Source organism: Abyssibius alkaniclasticus, from assembly GCF_020447305.1.
GTDB lineage: Bacteria > Pseudomonadota > Alphaproteobacteria > Rhodobacterales > Rhodobacteraceae > Abyssibius > Abyssibius alkaniclasticus.
Window position 1 is genome coordinate 669,331 of record NZ_CP095732.1, and the last position, 25,221, is coordinate 694,551.

Annotated in this window: 24 protein-coding genes; 14 read left to right on the forward strand and 10 right to left on the reverse strand. The window is 61.2% G+C overall.

The window, feature by feature from the left end; genetic code table 11:
• Nucleotides 1-17: 17 nt before the first annotated feature.
• Complete coding sequence (locus LGT41_RS03510) at nt 18-1,313, reverse strand: HlyD family type I secretion periplasmic adaptor subunit (RefSeq protein WP_274128648.1); 1,296 nt, start codon at nt 1,311-1,313, stop codon at nt 18-20.
• A complete protein-coding gene (locus tag LGT41_RS03515) occupies nt 1,310-2,998 on the reverse strand; it encodes a type I secretion system permease/ATPase (protein ID WP_274129652.1) in 1,689 nt (562 codons plus the stop codon). Before LGT41_RS03515 ends, LGT41_RS03510 begins: the two co-directional genes overlap by 4 nt.
• Before the next feature lie 218 nt (nt 2,999-3,216).
• Between LGT41_RS03515 and LGT41_RS03520 the strand changes: the two genes are divergently transcribed.
• Nucleotides 3,217-3,960 (forward strand): MlaA family lipoprotein, encoded by a 744-nt coding sequence (locus LGT41_RS03520; protein WP_274128649.1) that lies wholly within the window; start codon nt 3,217-3,219, stop codon nt 3,958-3,960.
• The gene (locus LGT41_RS03525) at nt 3,941-4,546 is read left to right on the forward strand and encodes an MlaC/ttg2D family ABC transporter substrate-binding protein (RefSeq protein ID WP_274128650.1); all 606 of its coding nucleotides are present in this window, start codon (nt 3,941-3,943) and stop codon (nt 4,544-4,546) included. The genes LGT41_RS03520 and LGT41_RS03525 overlap by 20 nt, the downstream gene beginning before the upstream one ends.
• Before the next feature lie 13 nt (nt 4,547-4,559).
• Here the strand turns inward: LGT41_RS03525 and LGT41_RS03530 are convergent, their stop codons facing one another.
• Nucleotides 4,560-6,545, reverse strand: coding sequence for a transglycosylase domain-containing protein (locus LGT41_RS03530; RefSeq protein WP_337993021.1), 1,986 nt, complete (start codon nt 6,543-6,545; stop codon nt 4,560-4,562).
• A gap of 278 nt (nt 6,546-6,823) precedes the next feature.
• On the opposite strand from LGT41_RS03530, the gene LGT41_RS03535 reads away from it, so the two are divergent.
• The 3 genes from LGT41_RS03535 (at nt 6,824) to amt (ending at nt 9,240) form a co-directional block, all read left to right on the forward strand.
• Nucleotides 6,824-7,420 (forward strand): alpha/beta fold hydrolase, encoded by a 597-nt coding sequence (locus LGT41_RS03535; protein ID WP_274128652.1) that lies wholly within the window; start codon nt 6,824-6,826, stop codon nt 7,418-7,420.
• Between the two features lie 159 nt (nt 7,421-7,579).
• Complete coding sequence (locus LGT41_RS03540) at nt 7,580-7,918, forward strand: P-II family nitrogen regulator (protein ID WP_274128653.1); 339 nt, start codon at nt 7,580-7,582, stop codon at nt 7,916-7,918.
• Nucleotides 7,915-9,240 (forward strand): ammonium transporter, encoded by a 1,326-nt coding sequence (gene amt / locus LGT41_RS03545; RefSeq protein ID WP_274128654.1) that lies wholly within the window; start codon nt 7,915-7,917, stop codon nt 9,238-9,240. Before LGT41_RS03540 ends, amt begins: the two co-directional genes overlap by 4 nt.
• Nucleotides 9,241-9,345: 105 nt before the next feature.
• On the opposite strand, the gene nadC is transcribed toward amt, so the two are convergent.
• A complete protein-coding gene (gene nadC / locus LGT41_RS03550) occupies nt 9,346-10,212 on the reverse strand; it encodes a carboxylating nicotinate-nucleotide diphosphorylase (RefSeq protein WP_274128655.1) in 867 nt (288 codons plus the stop codon).
• A gap of 66 nt (nt 10,213-10,278) precedes the next feature.
• Here nadC and LGT41_RS03555 point away from each other — a divergent pair, with 66 nt between their 5' ends.
• Nucleotides 10,279-10,734 carry a GAF domain-containing protein gene (locus tag LGT41_RS03555; RefSeq protein WP_274128656.1) on the forward strand — a complete coding sequence of 152 codons (456 nt, stop codon included), beginning with the start codon at nt 10,279-10,281 and terminating at the stop codon, nt 10,732-10,734.
• Between the two features lie 37 nt (nt 10,735-10,771).
• Here the strand turns inward: LGT41_RS03555 and LGT41_RS03560 are convergent, their stop codons facing one another.
• A complete protein-coding gene (locus LGT41_RS03560; protein ID WP_274128657.1) occupies nt 10,772-11,047 on the reverse strand; it encodes a DUF4242 domain-containing protein in 276 nt (91 codons plus the stop codon).
• A gap of 152 nt (nt 11,048-11,199) precedes the next feature.
• Between LGT41_RS03560 and LGT41_RS03565 the strand changes: the two genes are divergently transcribed.
• The 5 genes from LGT41_RS03565 (at nt 11,200) to LGT41_RS03585 (ending at nt 16,839) form a co-directional block, all read left to right on the forward strand.
• Nucleotides 11,200-12,135: a LysR family transcriptional regulator gene (locus LGT41_RS03565; RefSeq protein ID WP_274128658.1), complete on the forward strand. Its 936-nt coding sequence runs from the start codon at nt 11,200-11,202 to the stop codon at nt 12,133-12,135.
• Between the two features lie 30 nt (nt 12,136-12,165).
• Complete coding sequence (gene ade, locus LGT41_RS03570; protein WP_274128659.1) at nt 12,166-13,974, forward strand: adenine deaminase; 1,809 nt, start codon at nt 12,166-12,168, stop codon at nt 13,972-13,974.
• Between the two features lie 2 nt (nt 13,975-13,976).
• Nucleotides 13,977-15,461, forward strand: coding sequence for an AMP nucleosidase (locus LGT41_RS03575; protein ID WP_420720207.1), 1,485 nt, complete (start codon nt 13,977-13,979; stop codon nt 15,459-15,461).
• Nucleotides 15,462-15,591: 130 nt separating this feature from the next.
• Nucleotides 15,592-15,882, forward strand: a complete 291-nt coding sequence (locus LGT41_RS03580; protein WP_274129653.1) for an HU family DNA-binding protein — start codon at nt 15,592-15,594, stop codon at nt 15,880-15,882.
• 72 nt (nt 15,883-15,954) lie between these two features.
• Complete coding sequence (locus LGT41_RS03585) at nt 15,955-16,839, forward strand: DMT family transporter (protein WP_274128661.1); 885 nt, start codon at nt 15,955-15,957, stop codon at nt 16,837-16,839.
• A gap of 14 nt (nt 16,840-16,853) precedes the next feature.
• Here LGT41_RS03585 and dnaJ read toward each other — a convergent pair whose 3' ends face one another.
• The 5 genes from dnaJ to LGT41_RS03610 form a co-directional block, all read right to left on the reverse strand.
• Nucleotides 16,854-18,023 (reverse strand): molecular chaperone DnaJ, encoded by a 1,170-nt coding sequence (gene dnaJ / locus LGT41_RS03590; protein ID WP_274128662.1) that lies wholly within the window; start codon nt 18,021-18,023, stop codon nt 16,854-16,856.
• A 65-nt stretch (nt 18,024-18,088) separates the two neighbouring features.
• Entirely contained in the window at nt 18,089-19,999 is a 1,911-nt protein-coding gene (gene dnaK, locus LGT41_RS03595; RefSeq protein ID WP_274128663.1) for a molecular chaperone DnaK, read from the reverse strand.
• A gap of 170 nt (nt 20,000-20,169) precedes the next feature.
• The gene (locus LGT41_RS03600) at nt 20,170-20,784 is read right to left on the reverse strand and encodes an SH3 domain-containing protein (protein WP_274128664.1); all 615 of its coding nucleotides are present in this window, start codon (nt 20,782-20,784) and stop codon (nt 20,170-20,172) included.
• 65 nt (nt 20,785-20,849) lie between these two features.
• Complete coding sequence (locus tag LGT41_RS03605; RefSeq protein ID WP_274128665.1) at nt 20,850-21,245, reverse strand: acyl-CoA thioesterase; 396 nt, start codon at nt 21,243-21,245, stop codon at nt 20,850-20,852.
• Nucleotides 21,242-22,084: an ABC transporter permease gene (locus tag LGT41_RS03610; protein ID WP_274128666.1), complete on the reverse strand. Its 843-nt coding sequence runs from the start codon at nt 22,082-22,084 to the stop codon at nt 21,242-21,244. The genes LGT41_RS03605 and LGT41_RS03610 overlap by 4 nt, the downstream gene beginning before the upstream one ends.
• Nucleotides 22,085-22,176: 92 nt before the next feature.
• Between LGT41_RS03610 and cysQ the strand changes: the two genes are divergently transcribed.
• The 3 genes from cysQ to LGT41_RS03625 are packed head-to-tail and all read left to right on the forward strand — an operon-like array spanning nt 22,177 to nt 25,217.
• Nucleotides 22,177-22,971 (forward strand): 3'(2'),5'-bisphosphate nucleotidase CysQ, encoded by a 795-nt coding sequence (cysQ, locus tag LGT41_RS03615; RefSeq protein ID WP_274128667.1) that lies wholly within the window; start codon nt 22,177-22,179, stop codon nt 22,969-22,971.
• A gap of 8 nt (nt 22,972-22,979) precedes the next feature.
• Nucleotides 22,980-24,293 (forward strand): glycosyltransferase family 2 protein, encoded by a 1,314-nt coding sequence (locus tag LGT41_RS03620; RefSeq protein ID WP_274128668.1) that lies wholly within the window; start codon nt 22,980-22,982, stop codon nt 24,291-24,293.
• Between the two features lie 30 nt (nt 24,294-24,323).
• Nucleotides 24,324-25,217 (forward strand): UTP--glucose-1-phosphate uridylyltransferase, encoded by an 894-nt coding sequence (locus tag LGT41_RS03625; RefSeq protein WP_274128669.1) that lies wholly within the window; start codon nt 24,324-24,326, stop codon nt 25,215-25,217.
• The last annotated feature ends 4 nt before the right edge of the window (nt 25,218-25,221 follow it).

Genomic DNA, 25,221 nt, shown 5'->3' on the forward strand with positions numbered 1-25,221 from the left:
GTCGCCCCCAAAACGCGCTAGTCTTCGCGGAAGGCACGGTTGAAGTAATCGGCCATCGGCTTGACCAGATAGTTCAGCGGCGTGCGCTCGCGCGTGGCGATAAAGGCTTCCACCGGCATTCCGGGCAACAGGGTTTGCCTTTCGCCCAGCTTGGCCAGCTCCCCCGGCAGCAGAGACAATTCGGCGGCATAATAGGAAAATCCGCCACGCTCATCGACCAGCGAATCCGGCGAAATGCGGGTGATCTGGCCAAGAAGCTCGGGCGTGTTGCGCAGATCGAAGGCCGCAAAGCGCAGCCGTGCCTGCTGGCCGACATAGACCTGATCAATGTCGATCAGCGGAATGCGGGCGGCAATGACCAGTGGCGAATCTTGCGGGATGATATAGAGAATCGGCTCGGCGCCCTGCACCACGGCGCGAATGGCATAAACGGTCAGCCCGTAAACGATGCCCGCGCGCGGGGCGCGCAGATCGAGCCGCGACAGAGTTTCGAGCAGCGACAGGCGGCTTTCGCGCAGTTCGATCTCGGAATAATCGAGGTCGCGCAAGGTGGTAATCGCCTCCTCGCGAAAACGGCTGCCGAGGCGCAGGCTGTCAAGCTCGATCTCGGCGATGCGGCCGCGGCTTTCGGCAATGCTGGCATCAATCTCGCCAATGCTGCCGGCCAGCCGCGCCGCCTCGCGCTGCAGGGCAGATACGGTGGCGGCCTGGGTAAGCCCGCGCGACAGAAGGTCTTGCTGGTCGCGCAATTCGGGCTGCAACAGGTCAAGCTGGGTTTGCAGGGCGACGCGCTGCGCACTGGCCCCGGCGATCTGGTTTTCGATTTGCGTAATGCGTTCGGCAAGCTGCGCGCGTTCGCCGGCCAGGCTGGTGGCGCGTGCCTGAAACAGGCTGGCCTGTCCGGCAATCAGCCGGGCGATTGCCGGCTCATCCGCCCTGTCGGCCAGTTCCGGCGGCAGGTTCAGCGCATCCAGCCCGTCACGCTCGGCCTCCAGCCGCGCGCGGCGGGCCAGAATCTCGTTGATCTGCCCTTCGAGAACGGCAAGGCGGCTGCGCTGCAGGGTTGCGTCAAAGCGGATCAGCACCTGCCCGGCTTCAACCATATCGCCATCAGCGACCAGAATTTCGCCAACCACGCCGCCATCCGGGTGCTGCACAACCTGCCGGTTCGAAGCAACCATGACCTGCCCGCCTGCCACGACCGCGCCCGATATCGTGACCGAAACCGACCAGATGCCAAGCCCGCCCAGCAGCAGGCCAAGGGCAGCAAAGCCAAGCGCCACATGGCGGCGAATGCTGTAACGCGCGCTCATTCCGCCACCTTTGCACCAATGCCGGGTGCGACCTGATTGTAGTTTTGGAGCTGCGATTTCAGCACCTCGTCGCGCGGGCCAAAGGCGCGGGCTGCACCATTTTCCATAACCAGAACCAGCTCGCATTCCGCAATGCCCGAGGGGCGATGCGCCATGATGATAACAGCACCGCCGGCGGACTTATGGGCGCGAATGGCGGCGTTGAGCGCGTTGCCACCCACGGCATCGAGGTTGGAATTCGGCTCGTCCAGCACCAGCAGCACGGGCGCGCCGAACATGGCGCGGGCCAGCCCGATACGCTGCTTTTGCCCGCCCGACAGGCGGCTGCTGCCGGGGGAAACCGGCGTGTCATAACCTTGGGGAAGTGCCAGAATCAGCTCGTGCGCGCCAGCTTTTTGCGCGGCGGCAACCACGGCGGCATCATCCGGCGCAGCCTGCAAACGGGCAATATTTTCAGCAATCGTGCCTGCAAACAGCACCACATCCTGCGGCAGATAGCCGATATGGCGGCCAAGCGCGGCGGGCGAAAACTGGTCCAGTGCTGCGCCATCCAGCCGCATATGGCCCGCAGCAGGTTGCCATATGCCGGTCAGCGCGCGCGCAAGCGTGGATTTGCCAGAGCCCGATTGCCCGATCACCCCCAGCGCCTGCCCTGGCTCCAGCCGGAAGTTCAGCGTGCGCAGCGCGGCCATCGTGCCCCCCGGCGGCACCACGGTCAGGTTTTGCACATCGAGCATGGCGCGCGGGCGCGGCAATTCGGTGCGCGCAGCAGGCACGGGGGCAGAGCCCAGCAGGGCGCGCAGTGCCAGCCATCCCGCGCGGGCGCGCTGCGCCACTGCCCATTGGCCGATGATCACCTCGACCGGGGCCAGGGCGCGGCCCAGCAGTATCGAGCCGGCGATCATCGCGCCGCCGGTCAACTCGTCTTGCAACACCAGCCAGGCGCCCAAGCCCAGCATGGCCGATTGCAGGAAGAAGCGGATCACCTTGGCCATAGACGCATAGCTGCCCGCCGCATCGGCCCCGCCAAGCTGGGCATTCAGCCCCGCCTGCCGGTCGATCTGCCAGCGCTGCAAGGCCGCTTCGCCCATGCCAAGCCCGCGCACGGTTTCGGCATGAACGCGCAGCGTTTCAGCCGTAAGGTCGGCCTGGCGCGCGTGGCGCGTGGCGCTTTGCCCCGGGCTGCGCGCCGTTATCTGCGACAGCAGCGTCAGCGCGACCAAAAGCAGCCCGCCACCAAGGGCCAGCGCAAAAAGCAGCGGGTGGAACATCCAGATCACCGCCAGAAACAGCGGCGTCCAGGGCATGTCGAACAAAGCCAGCAAAATGGGCGAGGCGAGAAAGCGTTGCATCGCCTCGAGATCAGCCAGGCCGGTTGCGGGCCGTCCGGCGTTGCGGGCCTGCTGGCCGGGGTCAAGCTCGGCGGCAAAAACCCGCGCATCGAGCCGCGCCTGAAAGCTGGCACCAATCCGCCCGGCAATGCGCCCGCGCGCATGTTCAAGCAGGCCCATAATGATGAACAGCGCCGCCACCAGCGCAAACAAGGCCGCAAGGGTTGCTTCCGACCGGCTGCCAAGCACACGGTCATAGATTTGCAGCATGAAGAGCGGGCCCGTCAGCATCAGGATATTGACGAAGAGACTGAACACCCCGATCGCCCAGAACCCGCCGCGTGCATGGCGCATGATGCTGCGCAACTCCTGTGCGCCTTGCTGATCGGCCCGGCTTTTGCTCACCCGCCACTCCTTTGGTTTAGGTTATATGGGCCAATTCACCCGGTGCTTGCAATCATCGGTGCTGCATTTTCGGCACGATCTTGCAACATATCCACTAAATTCATTTGCGAGGGTTTAACTCCCCCCCGAATGCAATATATTTGAAAGGCTGTTTTTGGGATGACGTGATGCCTTTGGCGATTGTGAATTTTCGGGCCGTCCTGCTGTTTGGCGCTGTTGCGCTAAGCGGATGCGCGGGCACGGGCCAGACAACCGGCATGAATGACGGGATCAACGACCCGTTCGAGCCGACCAACCGCAGCATCCATGCGTTCAACAAGGCGGTCGATGGGCTGATTCTGGCGCCCGCCGCCGAGATTTACAGCATTGTGCCGCCCGAATTGCGCGAAATGCTCGATAATGGCGCGGGCAACCTTGGCGAGCCGCGCAACTTTGTAAACCATGTGCTGCAGGGCGATCCGGAATCTGCCGGTGTCGTGCTGGCGCGCTTCCTGCTCAACTCGACCGTGGGCATTGCCGGGCTTGGCGACCCGGCGGCTGAAATCGGCCTGTTCTCACGCACCACCGATTTTGGCGAGACGATGGCCGTCTGGGGTTTGCCCAGCGGCCCCTATATCGAGCTGCCCTTCTTTGGCGCAAGCTCTGTGCGTGATTCGATTGGCATTGTGGTAGATCTGGCGATTGACCCGCTGAATTACGTGATCACCGAAGAGCAGGCCTATTACCTGCTGGCACTGCGCGGCCTCAGCCTTGTGGGCGACAGGCTGGCCTATGCCGACCTGGTGAACACGCTTCTTTACGAATCGACCGACAGCTATGCCGCGCAGCGGCTGGCCTATATTCAAAACAAGCGCCGGGCCGTTGCCGGTGAAACCGTAGTCGAGGATCTTGATGACCCATTCGCACAATAATCCGAGCCGCCGTTTCGTTCTTGCCGGGGCAGCCGCCCTAGTCGCTTTGCCCAAAGGCGCACTGGCGCTGACAGCCGATCAGTCGGCCAGTTTCGTGCAGACCGTGATCAACGAAGTGCTTGGCATCATCAATTCCGGCCAGTCGGAATCGCAGGTTTTGCCGCGGTTCAAAACGCTGTTTGGCCGTTATGCCGATATTCCGACCATCGCGCGTTCGGTGCTTGGCCCGCCCTACCGCGCTGCCTCTGGCGGCCAGCAGCGCGCCTTCAATGAAGCGTTCCAGAACTACATGTCATCCAAATACGGGCGCCAGTTCAACGATTATCGCGGCGCTGATATTACCATCGTGCGGGTGCGTGAGGCGGGAAATGCGCAGTTTCTGGTCGAATCACAGGTGCGCCAGCCGGGCAAATCGCCCTTCGCGCTGGAATGGCACGTGTTTGATTCCGGTGGCCGGCCGAAAGTGTTCGACCTGATCATCGAAGGTATTCGCATGATTTCGAGCGAGCGTGAGGAAGTGCGCGCCATGCTTGAAGCCGAGCGTGGCGATCTGGCCGCACTGACCCGCCGCCTGAACGCCTATTGAATTTGCACCATGCTCAACGGTTGTTCGGGCCGTTGAGCAGGATATCCAGCAAATTCTGCGTTTCCGGTTCGATGGGCTGGTCCAACTCGCTGAGCGGGCGCGCCGGTGGCGGCACGATCATCGGTAGCGGGCGGGGTGTGCGGTTTTCATGCACGCGCACCATGACATCATGCCAGATTTCGGCGGGCAACGAGCTGCCTGTAACCCCGACCAGCGGGGTATTGTCATCATTGCCCATCCAGACACCGGTGACATAATCAGCCGTGAAGCCAATGAACCAGGCGTCGCGACCGCCCTGTGTGGTGCCGGTTTTGCCGCCCACCTGCCAGCCGGGAATATTGGCCCGGCGCCCCGATCCAAGCTCCACGACCTGACCAAGCATATATACAAGATAGCCCGCAGCCTGCTCGCTGAGAATACGGCGGCCCTGTTCGCGTTCGGCGCTCATCAGCACGGTCGAACTGCCCGCCAGACGCAAATCCAGCCAGCCATAGGGGCGGGTATAGCGCCCGCCATTCAAAAAGCCCGCATAGGCGCCGGTCATCTCGATCAGCCGCGCATCCGATGCGCCAAGCGCCACGGCCGGGCCTTCGGCCAGCGGCGTTGTAATGCCAAAATCCATTGCCATTGCGCGCACACGTTCGCGGCCCACCTCTTCGGATATGCGCACCGCGATGGTGTTGATCGAGCGGCTCATCGCCTCGGTCATCGTCATCAGCCCGGCATATTCGCGCGAATAGTTTTCGGGCCGATAGGGCGGCTGGCCCGGCAGATCGATCGAAATCGGCTGGTCTTCGACATAGATATTGGGTGAAAACCCGGCTTCCAGCGCCGCTGCATAGACAAAGGGCTTGAAGGATGAGCCGGTTTGCCGGGTGGCCTGGGTGGCGCGGTTGAACAAGCCGCCCTGATCATTCGGCTCGCGCCCGCCCACCATTGCGCGCACGGCACCATCGGCCGACATGACCACAATCGCCGCTTGCGCTACCGAATCTTCGGACAGGCGTGCATCGAAAATCTCTGCCATCGCCGTTTCGGCCGCAGCCTGGATTTCGGGGTCGAATGTTGTCAGAATCTGCACATCTTCGCTGGTTTCCGTGGTCAGATATTCAGGCGCTTCAGACATGACCCAATCGGCAAAATACCCGCCCACGGGCTCGCGTGCCGCTGGTGAAAGCGTTGCCGGGTTCGCCAGTGCGATGCTGGCTTCGATCTCGGTCAGATAGCCTTGTTCGCGCATCAGCCCGATGACAATGGCGGCGCGTTCCTGGGCACGTTCAAGGTTTGTGGTGGGCGCAAAGCGGGTGGGCGCGGTCAGCAAGCCGGCCAGCATTGCGGCTTGCGACGGGTTCACATCGCGTGCCGAAACGCCGAAATAACGTTGTGCGGCGGCCTCAAATCCATAAGCCCCGGCCCCCAGATAGGCGCGGTTCAGGTAGATCGACAGGATGTCATTCTTGTCATACATGAATTCCATCGCCAGCGAGAACGGCACTTCCTGAATTTTGCGCCACATGCTGGAGCGGCGGCATTCTGCCTCGTATTCGGCCTGGCTTTGCCCTTGGGAAATTTCCACGCCAAGGCATAAAAGCTTGGCCACCTGCTGGGTGATGGTGGAACCGCCATGCCCTTCCAGCGCGCCGCGCCCCTCGCTGAGATTGATACGGATGGCGCTGGCAATACCCCGCGGCGACACGCCCAGATGGCTGTAAAAACGCTTGTCTTCCGTGGCAATCACCGCATTGCGCAAATGGGGCGAGACCGTTCCGGCGCGCAGGCTGCCGTCAAACTGTTCGCCGCGCCAGGCAAAAATATTGCCATCACGGTCCATCAACTGCACCGAACCGCCGCTGCGCGCGTCCAGCAAATCTTCCATTGCTGGCAGTTTGGCGGCATACCAGCCCACCCAGACCGCCATGCCAAGCGCGCCGAGTAGCGCGCCGCGCCAGGTAAGCCACCAGACAATCCGCCAGAAACCGCGCCAGATGCCCCGGATCATCCGCGACAGAAGCCCGCCTCTGGGCGCAGGTTTGCGCGGCCGCGTCGGGCGGGGCTTTCTGGCTTTGGGCTTTGGTTTTGCCGCGGTCAGTCGTGGGGCAACGGGGGTTCTGGGTGTATGGGCCATTGGCCGCCTGCTCGTTGATTTTTTTCCTGCATAACGCGTATATGCGCCGATGTGAACGCCGTAATCCGCCATTCCGCCTTCTGGCTGCGCTGTTGCGCGCGCCTTTGCCGATGGCGCCTTGCACCCCGACTTCTGCTGCGCATAGTAGGCCCATGTCTGATTGGGTGATCATATTGCATGGGCTCGGGCGCAGCGCCGCCTCGATGCGGCGCATGGCGCACGCGGCATCTGCGGCGGGCTTTACGCCCCTCTGCCCCGATTATCCCAGCCATCGCGACGATCTGGCCACGCTGGCCCGCCAGCTTGCGCCATTGCTGCCCGAAACCGGCCTTGTGCATTTCATCGGCCATTCTCTGGGGGGCATTCTGGCGCTGCGCCTGGCCGAAATGCTGCCCGCAGCGCGGCGCGGGCGCATTGTGCAGCTTGGCGCACCCAATCTGGGCTCTAGCCTCGCAAATCGCTCGGCACTGCTTGCCCCGGTGCTTGGCCCGGCGCTGTTGGAGCTGACCCGCGAACAACCAAAGCCCGACCCTGCACTGTGCATCGGCGCGATTGCCGGCACCGCCGCCCTGCCGCTTTACGATGTTCTGACCGGGCTGAAAGGGCCGAATGACGGCAAGGTCTCGCTGACCAGCGCCTTTGGCCATGCCCGGCATTGCCTTGCGCTGAAGCTTACCCATTTCAAAATGATGGATTCGCCCGAGGCAATTGCCGCCAGCATCCGGTTCCTTCAGCAGGGCCGATTCTAGTTTTGCTTATTTTTTAGGCATCTTACCCAAATTGCTCAATTTCAAACCAGACCATCAGATTCTCTGGCCATTCTCCCAGCAAATTCCTTGGCATCATGTTGCGTTGCAGCATTGATGGCGGCGTCGGCCAGCAAGGTCGTCACAGCTACAGGAGCGCGCATGAAACTGATCATCGCCACAATCAAACCCTTCAAGCTCGAGGATGTGCGTGCCGCGCTGACCGAAGCGGGCGTGCAAGGGCTCATGGTATCCGAAATCAAAGGCTATGGCCGTCAGGCAGGCCATACCGAAATTTATCGCGGTGCCGAATATGTCGTCAATTATGTGCCCAAGCTGCGCGTTGAGACCGTTGTGCCCGATGCCGAGGCCGCGAATATCGTCGCGGTTCTGGCCAAGGCCGCGCATACCGGCAAAATCGGCGACGGTAAAATTTTCACATTGAATGTCGAAGAGGCACTGCGTGTGCGCACCGGCGAAACTGGCGAGGACGCGCTATGAAAACTCCCCTGAAACTCCTGCTCCCGCTTTCGGGCCTGCTGGCGCTTTCCAGCCCGGCGCTGGCCCAGGAACTTGCACCGCCCGCAATGGGCGAGGTCGGCTATATCCTGAACACCTTCATGTTTCTCGTCACCGGCTTTCTGGTGATGTTCATGGGTGCGGGCTTTTCCATGCTCGAAGCCGGGCTTGTGCGCTCCAAAAACGTGACCATCCAGCTGACCAAGAACATTTCGCTCTTTGCGATAGCCGCGATCATGTATTACCTCGTCGGCTATAACCTGATGTATCCGGGCGATGCCTGGACCATTACCAACGTGCTTGGGGCCTTTTCGACCACCACGCTCGACCCTGTCGGCCTGGCCGAAACCATACCCGATCTGACCTATGCCTCGGTCGGTTCGGATTTCTTCTTCCAGCTGATGTTCTGCGCCACCACGGCGTCAATCGTGTCAGGCACGCTGGCCGAACGTATCAAGCTTTCGCCCTTCCTGGTTTTCACCGTCGTTCTGACCGGGCTCATCTACCCCGTTCAGGCAAGCTGGAAATGGGGCGAAGGTTTCCTTGATACCGATTTTGGCTTCCTCGATTTTGCCGGCTCCACCGTCGTGCATTCGGTCGGTGGCTGGGCGGCACTTGCAGGTGCAATCGTTCTTGGCCCGCGCATCGGCAAATACCGTGACGGTAAAACCGTGCCGATGCCCGGTTCCAACCTGCCGCTGGCCACGCTTGGCACATTCATCCTGTGGCTTGGCTGGTTCGGCTTCAACGGTGGCTCGCAGCTTTACATGAACACGGCCGGCAACGTGGCCGATATCAGCCGCATCTTCGCCAATACCAACACCGCCGCTGCCGGTGGTGCCCTGGCGGCGCTGCTGGCCAGCAAGCTGCTGTTCCGCAAGCCCGACCTGACAATGGTGCTGAACGGCGCGCTGGCTGGTCTGGTCTCCATCACCGCTGAACCGCTCACACCCGGCCTGGGGGCGGCAACGCTGATCGGTGCCGTTGGCGGCGTGCTGGTTGTCGTGGCGGTTCCGCTGCTCGACCGCCTGAAAATCGACGATGCGGTTGGCGCCATCCCGGTGCATCTGGTCTGCGGCATCTGGGGCACACTGGCTGTAGTGTTTACCAATGGCGATGCGACGCTGTTTGGCCAGGTCGCCTCCATCCTCATCGTCGGCGCCTTCGTCTTCGGCACCTCGATGGTGGTCTGGCTGGTGCTGAAAGCCACAATGGGCATCCGCGTCTCAACCGAGGACGAGGTCAACGGGCTCGACTGGGCGGAACTCGGCATGGAAGCCTATCCCGAATTTGCCCGCAGCTAAACTGCACGAAAAACTGCTTGAAGGCCGGGCTCACCCCCCGGCCTTTTTGCACCCCAAACATCTTTTGCTCAAAAATATCCCCGCCGGAGGCATCTGCCCGCGCCGCTAACCCGCCGCCAGGTCTATATCCAGCCCGATATCCAGCACCCCCGCCGCCATCGTAATGCGCGAGGTCGAGATGTAATCGACCCCCGTCGCCGCGATTGCCGCCACCGTCTCCAGCGTCACCCCGCCCGAGGCTTCGAGCTTCGCGCGCCCCGCATTCAGCGCCACGGCGGCGCGCAACTGCGCATTGCTCATATTGTCGAGCAACAGCGCCGCCACGCCAAGCTCCAGCGCCTCTGAAAGCTGCTCCAGCCGGTCCACCTCCACCTCGATGGCCACCAGATGCCCGGCATAGGCGCGGGCCTGCGCCACGGCGGCGCGCACCCCGCCCGCCACGGCGATGTGGTTATCCTTGATCAGAATCGCATCATCCAGCCCGAAGCGGTGGTTGGCGCCACCCCCGCAGCGCACGGCATATTTCTCAAACGCCCGCAGCCCCGGCGTGGTTTTGCGCGTATCACAAACCTGCGCGCCTGTGCCCGCCACCGCCGCCACGAACCGCGCCGTATGGCTGGCAATGCCCGACATATGGCACAGATAGTTCAGCGCCACCCGCTCGGCCGACATGATCGCCCGTGCATTGCCGGAAATCCGGGCAATATCCTGCCCTGCGCGCACCACATCGCCATCGGCGACCAGCGCCTCAAACACCAGCCCCGCCTGCATGGCATCAAAGGCCGCGCGCGCAAGCTTCAGCCCGGCGATCACGCCCTGTTGGCGGCTGTTCATTACGGCCACGGCTGTTGCATCGGGCGCCAGCGTTGCCAGCGTGGTAATATCCCCCGCTGCCCCCAAATCCTCGGCCAAGGCCGCGGCCACGGCGGGGGTAATCAGCACAGCTGGCAGATCGGGCGGGTAGCGTTTCATGGCAGGTCTCCTTACCGCCTGATAACGCAGGATTGACGCGCCACCAAGACCTGATAAGCAGGCGGTATGCAGCATAATTATTCCCAGATCCTCCCCGCAATCCGCAGCCTCTGTGAAGGCGAGCATGACGAAGTCGCGCTCATGGCCACGATCAGCTGCGAGCTGTTTTATGGCGATACGCGGTTTGACTGGGTCGGGTTTTACCGCGTGACCGCGCCCGAATTGCTGAAGATCGGCCCCTATCAGGGCGGGCATGGCTGCCTGACCATCCCGTTTTCGCGCGGTGTATGCGGTGCGGCAGCGCGCGAGCGGCGCACGCAACTCGTGGCCGATGTAAATGCCTTCCCCGGCCATATCGCCTGCGCAAGCTCGACCCGCAGCGAAATCGTTCTGCCGGTGTTCAACGGCGCGGGCGCGGTGATTGCCGTGCTGGATATAGACAGCGACCAGTCCGATGCCTTCGACACCGACGATCAGGCCGCGCTGGAAATGATGCTGGCCGAGGTGTTTGGCCGCCTCTAGCAGACTGCGCCGGCAAAGGCGCATTCCGGGCGCCGCATCAGTTATTCGCGGTCAACGGGTCGATGATTTGCGACACTTCGGACACGCTGGAATAGGGAATCCCGCTCATCTCTGAATGCTGTTTGATTGCCGCTTCGTCCTTGGCCAGATAGACGCAGAATGTCTTTTCACCCGCCACATAGGAATGCTGCCATTGAATATCCGGTCCCAGGGCGGCCAACGCCTGGTTTGACGCCCGCGCGGCGCCGCAAAGTTCGGTTACGGAAAATTCACCGATGCCGGGAATTTCGCGTTCGATCATGTATCGTTTCATTTTAACCTTCTCCCAAATTTCAATCCTGATGCCTGTCTGTTCAGGATGGGCGCAATGCAGTCAGACTCAAAATGCAATTATCTTTGCTTTGTGAAAGATAACCTTTATCAATTTCACAGGAACTTTAGCGCAATAAAGGTAATCTTTATCAAATGACCGCAACCACCCATCTGCGTTCGCTGCAAGCTTTGGACATGGCGCTGCGCACAGGCAGCCTGAAAGCGGCCGCAGAAGAGCTGGGCATCACACCCGCCGCCGTTGGTCAGCGGATTCGCGCAATCGAGGAGTTTCTGGGCACCGATCTGCTGGTGCGCGGCCGGTCCGGCCTGCAGCCAACCGCCGCGCTTGAACTGGCGCAGGCAGATCTTGGTGCCGCATTTGCAGCGCTCGAACGCGTTTCCGAGGCCTTGGATTTCCAACGGCTCGGCGCATTGCATATCGTGGCCGAAAGCGATTGGGCCGAATTGTGGCTGGCGCCGCGTCTGGCCGGCTTTCGCGAAGACTATCCGAATATCCAATTTTGCATCAACGGTGCGGGCGATGTGCCTGTGCGCCTGGGTGCGCCGGATTTGCGCGTTACCCTGGACGATGGGCCGGGCGAGGTGCTGTTCAGCGATATCCTGCTGCCCATTTCCGGCCCCGACAATCCGCGCCGCATTGCTGATTGGGATAGCGACCTGACAATGGAAGGAATGCCGCTGCTGCATCTCAAAGAACAGCTTGCGGGCAACCAGCCGGGTTGGGTTGAATGGTTTCAGGCCTTTGGCTACCGGCAAAGCGGGCCCGACCGTGGCGTGCAATACCAGAACGCCCGCCTGGCGCTTGAACCCGTGCGTCAGGAGGTTGGCTTTCTGGTTTGCGGCCTGTCTTTGGTGCTGGAAGACCTGGAACTGCACCGCATTGTGCTGCCCTTTCCACCTGCCCAACACCTGCAAGCACGCCACCCCTACCGGATGTCAGTGCGCGCCGATGCCGCCACACGCCCGCAAATGCAACGGTTCTTGGCCTGGATTCGCGCCGAGTCGCGCAAAACCGAACGGCGTTTGCACGCGCTTGTCGCCACACCCGGCGAAGATTTGACCCCTTGATCAAATTTTCGCCTCATGGCACGTTTGGCCATGTCACGTTTTGCTCTTTCTTCATGGCCCGATGTTACCGCAGAATTGATCGCGGTTGCCGCCGGGCGTGCGCCTGCCGACATGGTTGTCCGTGGCGGCAAATGGGTGAATGTCCATAGCCGCGAGGTGCTGGACAATACCGATATTGCCATAAAATCCGGGCGTTTCGCCTATTGCGGCCCCGATGCAAGCGCAATGATCGGCCCCGATACCAGGGTGATCGAGGCGGCTGGCCGCTTCATGGTGCCGGGCCTGTGCGATGCGCATATGCATATTGAAAGCGGGATGCTCACCGTTACCGAATTTGTGCGCGCCGTCGCGCCGCACGGCACCACGACCATGTTTGTCGACCCGCATGAAGTGGCCAATGTGCTGGGCCTGCCCGGTGTGCGCCATATGCATGACGAGGCGCTCGACCAGCCGGTTTCGGTTTTCGTGCAAATGCCAAGCTGCGTGCCAAGCGCGCCCGGATTGGAAACCACGGGTGCCGAGATTACCCCCGAAGATGTGGCCGAGGCGATGACCTGGCCCAATATCATCGGGCTGGGGGAGATGATGAACTTCCCCGCTGTGATGAATGAAGACCCCAAAATGCTGGCCGAGATTGCCGCCACACAACGCGCGGGCAAGGTTGTGGGCGGGCATTATGCCAGCCCCGATCTGAACGGGCTGCACGCCTATGCCGCCGGCGGCCCCGCCGATGACCATGAAGGCACCTGCGAGGCCGATGCCATTGCCCGTGTGCGCCTTGGTATGCGTTCCATGATGCGGCTCGGCTCGGCCTGGTATGACATTGAAAGCCAGATCACCGCGATTACCGAAAAGGGGCTCGACAGCCGCAATTTCATCCTCTGCACCGATGATTGCCATTCCGGCACGCTGGTCAACGAGGGCCATATGAACCGCGTTCTGCGCCACGCGATTGAATGCGGCTGTGACCCGCTGGTCGCCATCCAGATGTGCAGCATCAACACCGCCACCCATTTCGGGCTGGAGCGCGAGCTTGGCAGCATCGCCCCCGGTCGCCGCGCCGATATGGTGCTGACCTCGGATTTGCGCAGCTTTCCGGTGGAAACCGTGATCGCACGCGGCGTGGTCATTGCGAAAGGCAGCGAAATGCTGGCCCCGATGCCGGATTACACTTGGCCACAAGACACGCGCGAAACCGTGCGCATGGGCAAGGTTCTGGCGGCGGATGATTTTGACATCAAAGCCCCGATCGGCGCGCGTGGCGTTACTGCCCGCGTGATTGGCGTGGTCGAAAACCAGGCCCCGACCAGGGCGCTGACCGCGCGGCTGGGGGTGGATGATTTCGGGCTTGTGAACAGCGATGCCGAACAGGATGTCTGCCAGATCGCCGTGGTTGAACGCCATAAAGGCACAGGTGCTGTGACCAATGCGCTCGTGTCGGGCTTTGGCTATAACCGGCCCTGCGCCGTGGCCTCGACCGTGGCGCATGACAGCCACCAGATGATTGTCGTGGGCACATCCAAGGCCGATATGGCCGCTTCTGCCAACCATCTGGGTGCCATCGGTGGCGGTGTTACCGTTTGGGCCGAGGGGAAAGAGCTGGCCACCGTGCCGCTGCCCATAGCCGGGCTGATGTCGGACGCGCCCGCCGCCGAGGTTGCCGCCGCCGCCGACCAAATGGTCGCGGCAATGGCGGCCTGTGGCTGCACGCTCAACAATGCCTATATGCAACATTCGCTGCTGGCGCTGGTTGTCATTCCCTCGTTACGCATTTCTGATTTAGGGCTGATAGATGTGACCACCTTCAGCAAAGTCGATTTATTTACGGAAACCCAATGAAAATGAATTCCCGCCTGATCGGCCTGCCGGTTGAACAACCGCCCACACTGGCTGCAAAGCTGCACACTACTGCCGAAAGCGCGGTGGAAGACCTGATCGCGCGCTACCAGACCGCGACCGACTTTCTGCGCGACCAGTTTGGCGCGGTGATGGACAGCGGCACGGCCAAGGCGCGGTATCGTGCCTTTTACCCGCAGGTCAGCCTTGAAACATCGAGCTATGCCAAGGTCGATTCGCGCCTGTCCTACGGCCATGTGGCCGAGCCGGGCCGCTATAGCGCCACCATTACCCGGCCCGACCTGTTCTCGAAATACCTGACCATGCAGCTTGGCTTGCTGCTGCAAAACCACGGCGTGCCGCTCACGGTTTCAAACTCCGAAACGCCCATACCGCTGCATTTCGCCATGCTCGAAGGCACGCATGTTGAAGGCTCGATCGAAGACCGGCTGCAACGCCCCTTGCGCGATGTGTTCGATGTGCCCGACCTTGAAACCACCGATGACCATATCGTCAACGGTGTTGGCGGCATCGGCCCGGACGGGTTTCGTGCGCTTGCACCCTTTACCGCCCAGCGGATCGATTACTCGCTTGCGCGGCTCAGCCATTACACGGCCACTAGCCCTGCGCATTTTCAGAACCACGTTCTGTTCACCAACTACCAGTTCTATATGGACGAGTTTCTGGCCTTTGCCCAGGCACAGGTGGCAAACCCCGAAAGCGGCTATATCGCGCTGGTCGAGCCGGGCAACCGCATCACCACCAGCGCGGGCGAAGCCGGGGAGCTGACGGCAAAACTGCCGCAAATGCCCACCTATCACCTGACGCGGGCCGACGGGAACGGCATTACAATGGTCAATATCGGCGTGGGGCCAAGCAATGCCAAAACCATCACCGACCATGTGGCCGTTTTGCGCCCGCATGTCTGGCTGATGCTTGGCCATTGCGCGGGGTTGCGCAATTCGCAAAGCCTTGGCGATTATGTGCTGGCCCACGCCTATGTGCGCGAAGACCATGTGCTGGATGATGACCTGCCGACATGGGTGCCGATCCCCGCGCTGGCCGAGGTGCAGGTGGCGCTGGAACAGGCGGTGGCCTCGGTCACCAATTATTCGGGCTACGAGCTGAAGCGCATCATGCGCACCGGCACCGTGGCGACGATTGACAACCGCAACTGGGAGTTGCGCGACCAATCCGGCCCCGTGCAGCGGCTTTCGCAATCCCGCGCCATTGCGCTGGATATGGAAAGCGCCACAATCGCCGCCAACGGTTTTCGCTTTCGGGTGCCCTATGGCACGCTTTTATGCGTGTCCGACAAGCCCTTGCATGGCGAATTGAAACTGCCGGGCATGGCCACGGCCTTTTACAAGAACCAGGTCGCTCAGCACTTGCAAATCGGCATTCGTGCGTTAGAAAGCCTGCGCGACATGCCGCTAGAGCGTCTGCACAGCCGGAAATTGCGTTCTTTCGAAGAAACAGCCTTTCTTTAGTGCGGAAAATACGGCAAAACTGCCGCATCGAACGTATTGCTTATTGAGTTCAATATTCAATTTGGCCTATGCCAGTCTATCACCTTCGGGCAATTGGCCAGAAGAAACGCAAGAAACAGGGATGGAAAACATGACCCAGAAGCCGATGACCAAAACGCAGCTAGTAGCCGCACTCGCCGAAGCAACAGGCAGCGACAAGGCCAGCGCGAACCGCACGCTTGAAGCCCTTGCCAATATCGTTTCCAGCGAAATGGCCGCTGGCGGCGCTGTGACACTCCCCGGCCTCGGAAAATTCGCCTGCCGCGCCCGCCCCGAGCGGATGGTGCGCAACCCCGCCACTGGCGAGCAGATGCAAAAGCCAGCCGACCGCGTGGCCAAAGTGACCATCGCCAAGGCGCTGAAAGACATGATCAACGGCTAAGGCCGCCCGGCCCCTTTGTGGCCATGTGTTTATCAGGTCGCCCTTGGGCGGCCTGTTTTCTTTGGGGTTGGTATGGATATTCGCGCCCTCGGCCTTGGGCTGACATTTGCGGTGTTATGGTCAAGCGCCTTTACGGCGGCGCGCATCGCCGTTCAATATGCCCCGCCCTTTCTGATGCTCAGCGTGCGGTTCCTGATCGCCGGTGCATTTGCGGTTGGGCTGGCCTGGCTGTTGGGCCAGCGGCTGCGGTTAAGCCGGGCGCAATGGGTCGCCATCATCCTGTTTGGCATTTTTCAGAACGGCATCTATCTCGGGCTGAACTTTCTGGCGATGCAGAAAATCGAGGCCGGCCTTGCGGCAATCATCGCCTCGATGCTGCCCATTGCCGTGGCGGCGTCAAGCTGGGTGCTGTTTCGCGAAAAGCTCAGCCCGCTTGGCATTCTTGGCCTGTGCGCCGGGCTTGTGGGTGTGCTGATCATCATGGCGGCGCGCCTGCAAGGCGGGGTCGATCTGATAGGGCTGGTTCTGTGCCTGGTCGGCCTGGCCGCGCTGACCACCGCCACCTTGCTGATGCGCGGCACCAACAGTTCGGGCAATATCCTTATGGTGGTCGGGCTGCAAATGCTGGCCGGCGCGGCCTTTCTGTTCCCCATATCCGTGCTGTTTGAAACCTGGGTCGTGACCCCGTCGCTGCCACTGGCGCTGGCCTTCATCTATATGACCCTGTTTCCCGGCCTGATTGCCACAATCATCTGGTTTGCGCTGGTCAACCGCATTGGCGCGACACGCGCGGCAACCTTCCACTTTCTCAACCCGTTCCTTGGGGTGCTGGTGGCCTTCATCATGCTTGGCGAACAGGTCAGCCTGCGCGATGCGTTCGGGGTTTTGGTCATTTCCGCGGGCATTCTGGCCGTGCAGATCAGCCGCCAGAACAGCAGGCGCCGCGCAGCGCCCTAGCGCCGCGCGACCGCCTAGCCTTTCATCCCGTCCCAGAACTTGCGCACACGCGAGAAAAAGTCGCTGCCCTCGGGGTTGTTATCCTTGGAAAGCTCTTCAAACTCGCGCAGCAATTCGCGCTGGCGCGCGGTCAGGTTCACCGGGGTTTCAACGGCCAGCTCGATATACATATCGCCAAACTGGCTGCCGCGCAGCGCCGGCATACCCTTGCCGCGCAGCCGCAATTGCTTGCCGCTTTGCACACCGGCCGGCACATCAACGCGTGAACGCCCACCATCGAGCGTGGGGGCCTCCAGCTTGCCACCCAGCGCCGCGGTCGCCATTGGCACAGGAATGCGGCAGTAAAGATTCTGACCGTCGCGCTGGAAGATACCATGCTCCCGCACTTCGATGAAAATATACAGATCCCCCGAAGGGCCGCCGCGCAACCCCGCCTCGCCCTCGCCCGCAAGGCGAATGCGCGTGCCGGTTTCAACACCCTTTGGCACGTTGACCGATAGCGTGCGGTCGCGCTGCACGCGGCCTGCACCCGCACAGGCGCCACAGGGGTTCTTGATAACCTGACCGCGCCCAGAACAGGTGGGGCAGGTGCGTTCAACGGTGAAAAAGCCCTGCTGCGCGCGCACTTTGCCCATGCCCGAACAGGTGGGGCAGGTCGTGGGCTCGGCCCCGCCTTCGGCCCCCGTGCCATTGCATTTGTCGCACGCGGTCGAGCCGGGCACGGTGATCGTTGCCGCCTTGCCATGATAGGCATCTTCCAGCGACACACGCAGATTATAGCGCAGATCGGCGCCACGCGCCGCGCCGCGCGGCCCGGCATTGCGCCGCCCGCCGCCGCCCATGAAATCGCCGAACAAATCATCGAACACATCGGAAAAGGCCGAGGCGAAATCGCCCCCGCCCTGCCGCGCGCCGGGGTGAAAGCCGCCGCCGCCACCCGCGCTGGCCCCCGTGCCACCTTCAAAGGCGGCATGGCCAAACCGGTCATAGGCGGCGCGTTTATTGGCATCTTTCAGAATGTCATAGGCTTCGTTCACATCCTTGAACTGCGCCTCGGCATTGGGATTGTCCTGATTCTGGTCGGGATGAAGCTCTTTCACCTTCTTGCGGAAGGCTTTTTTCAACTCATCTGCCGAGGCGCCCTTGGACGCCCCCAACACATCATAATAATCACGTTTTGCCATTGGGATATTCCCGCTCAATGCAAAAGGGCCCGCGGCTGCGAGCCCCTTCGCTATTGTTCGCTAGTTCACGACTTTTTGCCGTCGATATCTTCGAAATCGGCGTCGACCACATCGTCATCGCCGGCCCCGCCTTCACCTGCGGCATTGCCTTCGGCCTCGGCCTCTTCGGCCTGAGCTTTGTAAATCGCCTCACCCAGCTTCATGGCGGCTTCGGTCACATCCTGACAACGCGCGCGGATTTTCTCCGCATCGTCGCTTTCAAGCGTTTCCTTCAGCGCCTTGATCGAAAGTTCGATCACTTCAACGGTCGACGGATCGACCTTGTCGCTATGCTCGGCGATCGACTTTTCGGTGCCGTGGATCAGGCTTTCAGCGGCGTTCTTCGCCTCGACCAGCTCTTTGCGCGCCTTATCGGCTTCGGCGTTCTCTTCCGCCTCGCGCACCATCTTGTCGATATCGTCATCCGACAAGCCACCGCTTGCCTGGATGGTGATCTTCTGTTCCTTGCCGGTGCCCTGGTCCTTGGCGGAAACCGATACGATACCATTGGCATCGATATCGAAGGTCACCTCGATCTTCGGCATACCGCGCGGGGCGGGCGGAATTTGTTCAAGGTTGAACTGGCCAAGCAGCTTGTTGTCGGCGGCCATTTCACGCTCGCCCTGGAAACAGCGGATGGTCACGGCATTCTGGTTGTCTTCGGCGGTTGAAAACACCTGCGACTTTTTCGTCGGGATGGTCGTGTTACGGTCGATCAGACGCGTGAACACACCGCCCAGCGTTTCAATCCCCAGCGAAAGCGGCGTTACGTCAAGCAGCACAACGTCTTTCACATCGCCCTGCAGAACACCGGCCTGAATGGCGGCACCAAGTGCCACAACCTCATCGGGGTTCACGCCTTTATTCGGCTCCTTGCCGAAGAATTTGGTCACCTCTTCCATGACCTTGGGCATACGGGTCATCCCGCCAACCAGAACAACTTCGTCAATGTCCGATTTGCTCAGGCCCGCATCTTTCAGCGCGGCCTGGCAGGGCTTCATCGACTTGGTGATCAGGTCGCCCACCAGGCTTTCCAGCTTGGCGCGGGTCAGCTTCAGCACAAGGTGCAGCGGCTGGCTGGTTTTCGGATCCATCGAGATGAACGGCTGGTTGATCTCGGTCTGGGTCGAGGACGAAAGCTCGATCTTGGCCTTCTCTGCGGCCTCTTTCAGGCGTTGCAGGGCCATTTTGTCTTTGGTCAGGTCAACGCCGTTCTCTTTTTTGAACTCACCGGCCAGATATTCGACAATGCGCATATCGAAGTCTTCACCGCCAAGGAAGGTGTCGCCATTGGTCGATTTGACTTCGAACAAACCGTCGTCGATCTCCAGAATGGTAATATCGAACGTGCCGCCGCCAAGGTCGTAAACGGCAATGGTCTTGGTTTCTTTCTTGTCCAGCCCGTAGGCCAGCGCAGCCGCGGTCGGCTCGTTGATGATGCGCAGCACTTCAAGCCCGGCAATTTTACCGGCATCCTTGGTGGCCTGGCGCTGGGCGTCGTTGAAATAGGCGGGCACGGTGATAACGGCCTGCGTCACGGCTTCACCCAGATAGCTTTCGGCGGTTTCCTTCATTTTCCCAAGGATGAAGGCCGAAATCTGGCTTGGCGAATATTTCTCGCCACGGGCTTCCACCCAGGCATCGCCATTGTCGCCTTTGACAATTTCGTAAGGCACAAGACCGCGGTCTTTTTCGACCAGCGGGTCTTCAAAGCGGCGCCCGATCAGGCGCTTGATGGCGAACATCGTGTTGGTGGGGTTGGTCACAGCCTGGCGCTTGGCCGACTGGCCGACAAGCCGCTCTTCATCGGTGAAGGCAACGATCGAAGGTGTCGTGCGCGCACCTTCCGAGTTTTCGATCACGCGCGGGGCCGCACCATCCATGATGGCCACACACGAGTTGGTGGTTCCAAGGTCAATGCCGATTACTTTAGCCATATGGTCTTCCTTTCAGTGGCGATTGAGAGAGCCCGGTCCGCATTCGGCCCCGTGGCGCTCATCCCAAAGTTCGACGGGTATATAAGAGCGCAGCAATCCGGTCGCAAGCACTCGTAGGGTTTTGCGCGCAGATTTGCTGTAAAATCCTGCCTAAAGTTACATTATAGCGGCTATTGCGCGGCAATCATGCTGCAACAGCCCGATAAAAGCGGCATCTGCGCACCGGGGCGCAGCAGTTGAATGCGCAGCGCATATTCACGCCCGCTCATCCCGTCATTGCAGCTGGCCGGTGAAATGATCATCGAGGCGCTTTGGCCATCGGCCTGCCCGATGATCGCCAGATCGGCAAAGCCGACACCCGCGCCGCGCAGCCGCTCATGCTCGCGGTAGCGGCGGGTTTCGCCATTCGCATCGGCATATTCCAGATAGCCGGGCACGGCGCGGATCGACCAGAACGGTTCTGTGCCGCTACAGGCAAGCCCGAAGGGCGTGCCATCGGCCCAGGCGGCCGACAGGCGCAAGAAGCGCAGCGCCACCCAGCCCGCCGCTTCGCCGGAATTGACGCGTGCCCATTTGCCATCGGCGCTTTGGCCTGTCACCTCGAGTCCGCGCGCATCGGGGCGCAAGCTGCCAAGGCTGGGGCTATCGGCATCGGGGGCGCTGCGGATATACAGCACATCATCGCTGGCCACATTGGCCACATCGTAAAGCGAAGGGCCATAGGTTTGTGCAATTGCCGTGCCCGCCAACCCGAAAAGCAGCGCCAGAACAAGCGTGAGTTTCATAGAATCCACCCGATGAAAATTGAAGCCTTGCCCCGTTTAGCGTGAAAACATCGCGGCGCAAAGCCTCAAGCGCGCTCTGATCCAGTGGCGGGCAGGCTGCGTTTCTGGCCGTTCATATCTACCGCCACAAACACAAATCGTGCCGAGGTGACACGAAAAAGCTGGTTGCCGGGCTGTCGTGTCACCCAGACCTCCACCTCGATTTTCATCGAGGTTGTGCCGGTTTCAACCAGCTTGCCCCAGAGCGACACAAGGTCGCCGACCAGCACCGATTTGTAAAAGGTCATCGCATCAACCGCAACCGTGGCCACGCGCCCCTGCGCACGCTGGCGCGCCAGAACCGAGGCGCCAAGATCCATCTGCCCCATCAGCCAGCCGCCGAAAATATCGCCATTGGCATTGGTATCGGCGGGCATGGCGATGGTTTGCAACGCCAGGGTGCCTTGCGGGGTTGCGTTCATCTGTTGCTCCAGCTTGCCGACAGGTTCTGGCGCATCCAGAATTCGCCCATCAGCCCGATAAGAACAAACAGCAGCGTAAAATAAAGCGCGTAGGTCGGCGAGCTGACGGATGTATCATAATTCACAAAGGTCGCATCACGCGCCTGGTCGATGGCATGAAACAGCGGGTTCCAATCAAACCAGTCGATCATGATCGCCGGCATATAGGCCGCCGGCATCGCCTTGCCCGAAGTTATCATATTGGCACGCATATAGACCGATGACAAAAGCCCGACCATTTTGGGCGCAAAGGGGCGCACCATCAGAAAAACCAGCCCAAGCGCGATACCGCTCGACCATGCGGTAAACACCGGCAGCACAAGGCCGAACGGGTCTTGCAGCTCGATCCCGCCCCGAAAGATGAACACGAAGAACAGGATAAGCCCCGCCGCCGAAAGCTGAAAATACAGCCCCGACAGCGCCTTTGAGGCGATGGAAAGCATGGTTGTCATCGGGCGGTGCAGCATGATCGGCTGTGTTGCATCTGCCGAGCTTAGCACCGAGCGGATTGCCCGGTTATGCAGCAGGAACAAAAACACGCCCGTCAACAGGAACAAGATAAAGTCACCCTGTATGGCAAGGCTGCGCAGCCCGATCACCTGATAGAGAAAGTAGAACATGGCGACATACATGATTGTCTGCAACATCTCGTTCAAAATCCCCAGCGGGGCATTGCCGGATGATTTGCGGATTTCATGCACCGTGGTGTGGTAGACCCGCTCGCTGAAGCTGAAGGCTGCGCCCAGCATGGTGGTGGGCAGCGCCTGCTCGAAGATCGGGTTTTTGTCTGCGGTTTCCATCAAGTTCGGCCAAATTCAGCTGCGCGCTGTTGCCAGCATGGCTACAAGGCCATAAGAGCAGGTAAACAATCAAGCCCGAAGCGAGGTTAGCCGTGCTGGATCACACAATCGTAACGCTGCGCAAGCTGGCGCTGGAAGCCGGTGCCGAGATCATGCGCTATTATCAAAGCGACGAGATCGGCCTGCGCCTCAAGGATGATCAAAGCCCGCTGACCGCCGCCGACGAGGCCGCCGATGCCATCATTTCGGCGGGGCTGCGCAAGGCTTTCCCCGACAGCGCCGTCGTCACCGAAGAGCAGGCCGACAGCCACAGCCAGCACCATACGCGGTTTTTCATTGTCGACCCGCTGGATGGCACCAAGGAATTTGTGCAAAAGCGCGGCGATTTTACGGTGAATATTGCGCTGGTTGAACACGGCGCACCGGTTGCGGGCGTGGTTTATGCGCCCGCGCGCCAGAGGCTGTTTCTGACCGGCATGGGCTGCGCCTATGAGGAGATCGGCCCGTTTGATGCGACAACCCCCGGCGCGCTGAACAAGCTGGAGCTGCATGTGCCCGCGCCCGATGCGCTGATCATCGTCGCCTCCAAATCGCACCGCGATGCGGCGACCGATGCCTATATCGCGCAATATGCGGTGGGTGATTTCCGCGCCGCTGGCTCGTCGCTCAAATTCTGCCTGCTGGCGGCGGGCGAGGCCGACCTTTATCCGCGCCTTGGCCGCACGATGGAATGGGATACTGCCGCTGGCCACGCGGTGCTGGCCGCTGCGGGTGGCTATGTGCTGCGCGCCGATACGTTGGCGCCGCTGACCTATGGCAAGCCCGGCTATGAAAACCCGTTCTTCATTGCGCATGTGCCGGGGGTTACGCCCCGCGCCAATGGCTAGGGGCGCGGGTGCGCATTTCGCTTGTCATCGTCAGCCGTGACCGGGCTGACGCCCTGGCGTCGGCGCTGAACTGTCTGCGTTTTCAAACCGTTACCGATTTTGAAACCATCGTCGTTTCCAACCTGCCCGCACCAATGGGGCCGGCACCGGCGCCGCTTTCGCATTACGATTGCCAGCCCGCCAATATCTCGCTTGCGCGCAATATCGGGCTGGCACGGGCCAGGGGCGCTATCGTGGTGTTTTGCGATGATGATTGCCTGCCCGACCCGCGTTTCATCGAACGGATCACCGCACCCTTTGCCGACCCGCATATCGGGGCGGCAGGGGGCATGTCGCGCGGCACGAATGGTGTGGCCATGCAATGGCAGGCCGATGCCTTTGGCCGTGACGGGCGCGACAGGCCGCTGAGCATAGACTTGCGCAAGCCCTGGACCGTGTTCGCCCCCGAGCCTGACCGCTTTGTCAAAACCGTGGGCACCGCCTGTGCGTTCCGCGCAGATGCGCTGCGCGCCATTGGCGGGTTTGATGAAGGCTTTCGCTATTATTTTGACGAAACGGACGTGAATCTGCGCCTGTCCGAGGCGGGCTGGTCTACCGCGATTGTGCCGGCGGCACAGGTTCACCATGCCTTTGCCGCCGGGCCGCATCGTGACCGGCGGCGAATGCCCACCGACATGTTTGAAATCGGCGCCTCGGCGGCACGGTTTTGCAGGCTACATGCGCCCGATGCCGCGGCCGCGCTTGGCGCCCAGCGCCGCGGATTGCGCAACCGGGTGCTGAACTACCATCTGCTTGGCCTGATCGGCGGGCAGCGGCTGCGCTTTCTGCTGGCGCGGCTTGATGAAGGGATCGCCCATAGCCAGGCCAATTTCCCGCCACCGCCCAAGCCGGAACCAATCCCGGTTCCGGGCCCGGCAATTTCACTGCCCGCGCCAAAGCCAAGGCTGCATTTTCTGCTGGAAGGCCGGCGCGCGCGGATGCGCCCGATCGCCAGCGCGCTTGCCGCAGCCGGGCATGTCGTCACCCTGCTCGACATCCGCGCCAGCGCCCGCCCGCTCTGGGCGTTTTTCGATGACGACGGGTTCTGGTATCATCGCGGCGGGGTGTTTGGCCGCATCCGGCGCAACGAGCCTTTGATAAGCCTTCGCACGAAACCGCAATACCTTGCGGTTGAACTGCGCCGCCTTGCGCTGTTCCGCAAGGTTAACTACATGATTTCCGACAAGAAACCAAAGCAGCCCGCCCAAATTCTGCCCGAATTGAGGACTATTGCGAAAATTGACTCAATGACTGTGCTAGACTTGCAGTCCGATAATTTCTGACTGGCCATGCGACCAGCGCGCGAGGATGCGATGACAAACAAGGTTACAAAGGCGATATTTCCGGTTGCCGGGCTAGGCACACGGTTTCTGCCCGCCACAAAATCCATCCCGAAAGAGATCATGACTTTGGTCGACCGCCCGCTCATCCAATACGCCATTGACGAGGCGCGCGAGGCGGGGATTACCGAATTTATTTTCGTTACCGCGCGCGGAAAATCGGCGCTGGAAGATTATTTCGACCGCGCGCCCGAGCTTGAAGCCGCGCTGCGCCTGGCCAAAAAGCAGGCCCAGCTCGATGAGTTGCGCCGCACCGATATGGATAGTGGCGCCATCGCCTATATCCGCCAGCGCGACCCGAAGGGCCTTGGCCATGCGGTGTGGTGTGCGCGGCGGCTGGTGGGTGATGAGCCCTTCGCGGTGATCCTGCCCGATGACGTGATTGCCGGGCAAACCGGCTGTTTGCGCCAGATGGTCGATGCCTATGCCGAAACCGGCGGCAATATGGTCGCCGCCATGAAGGTGCCGCCTGCACAGATTTCCAGCTATGGCGTGCTGGCTGTAAAGTCGGATATGGGCGCGCTTCTGCCCGCCAGTGGCATGGTTGAAAAACCGCGCGCCGAAGACGCACCTTCGGATTTTGCCGCGATCGGGCGCTATATTCTGCGCCCCGAGGTGATGCACACGCTTGATTCGGCACAGGCGGGCAGCGGCGGGGAAATCCAGCTTACCGATGCGATTGCCGCGCAAATTCGTGACCATGACAATGTGTTTGGCTACCGCTTCAAGGGCCAGCGGTTTGATTGCGGCTCCAAAGCCGGGTTCTTGCAGGCGACCGTGGCCTTCGGACTTGCGCGCGAAGATCTGCGCGACGAGTTCGGCGCCTATCTTTCCAGCCTCAACGCGGCCTCGCACGCTGCGGAATAGCGCC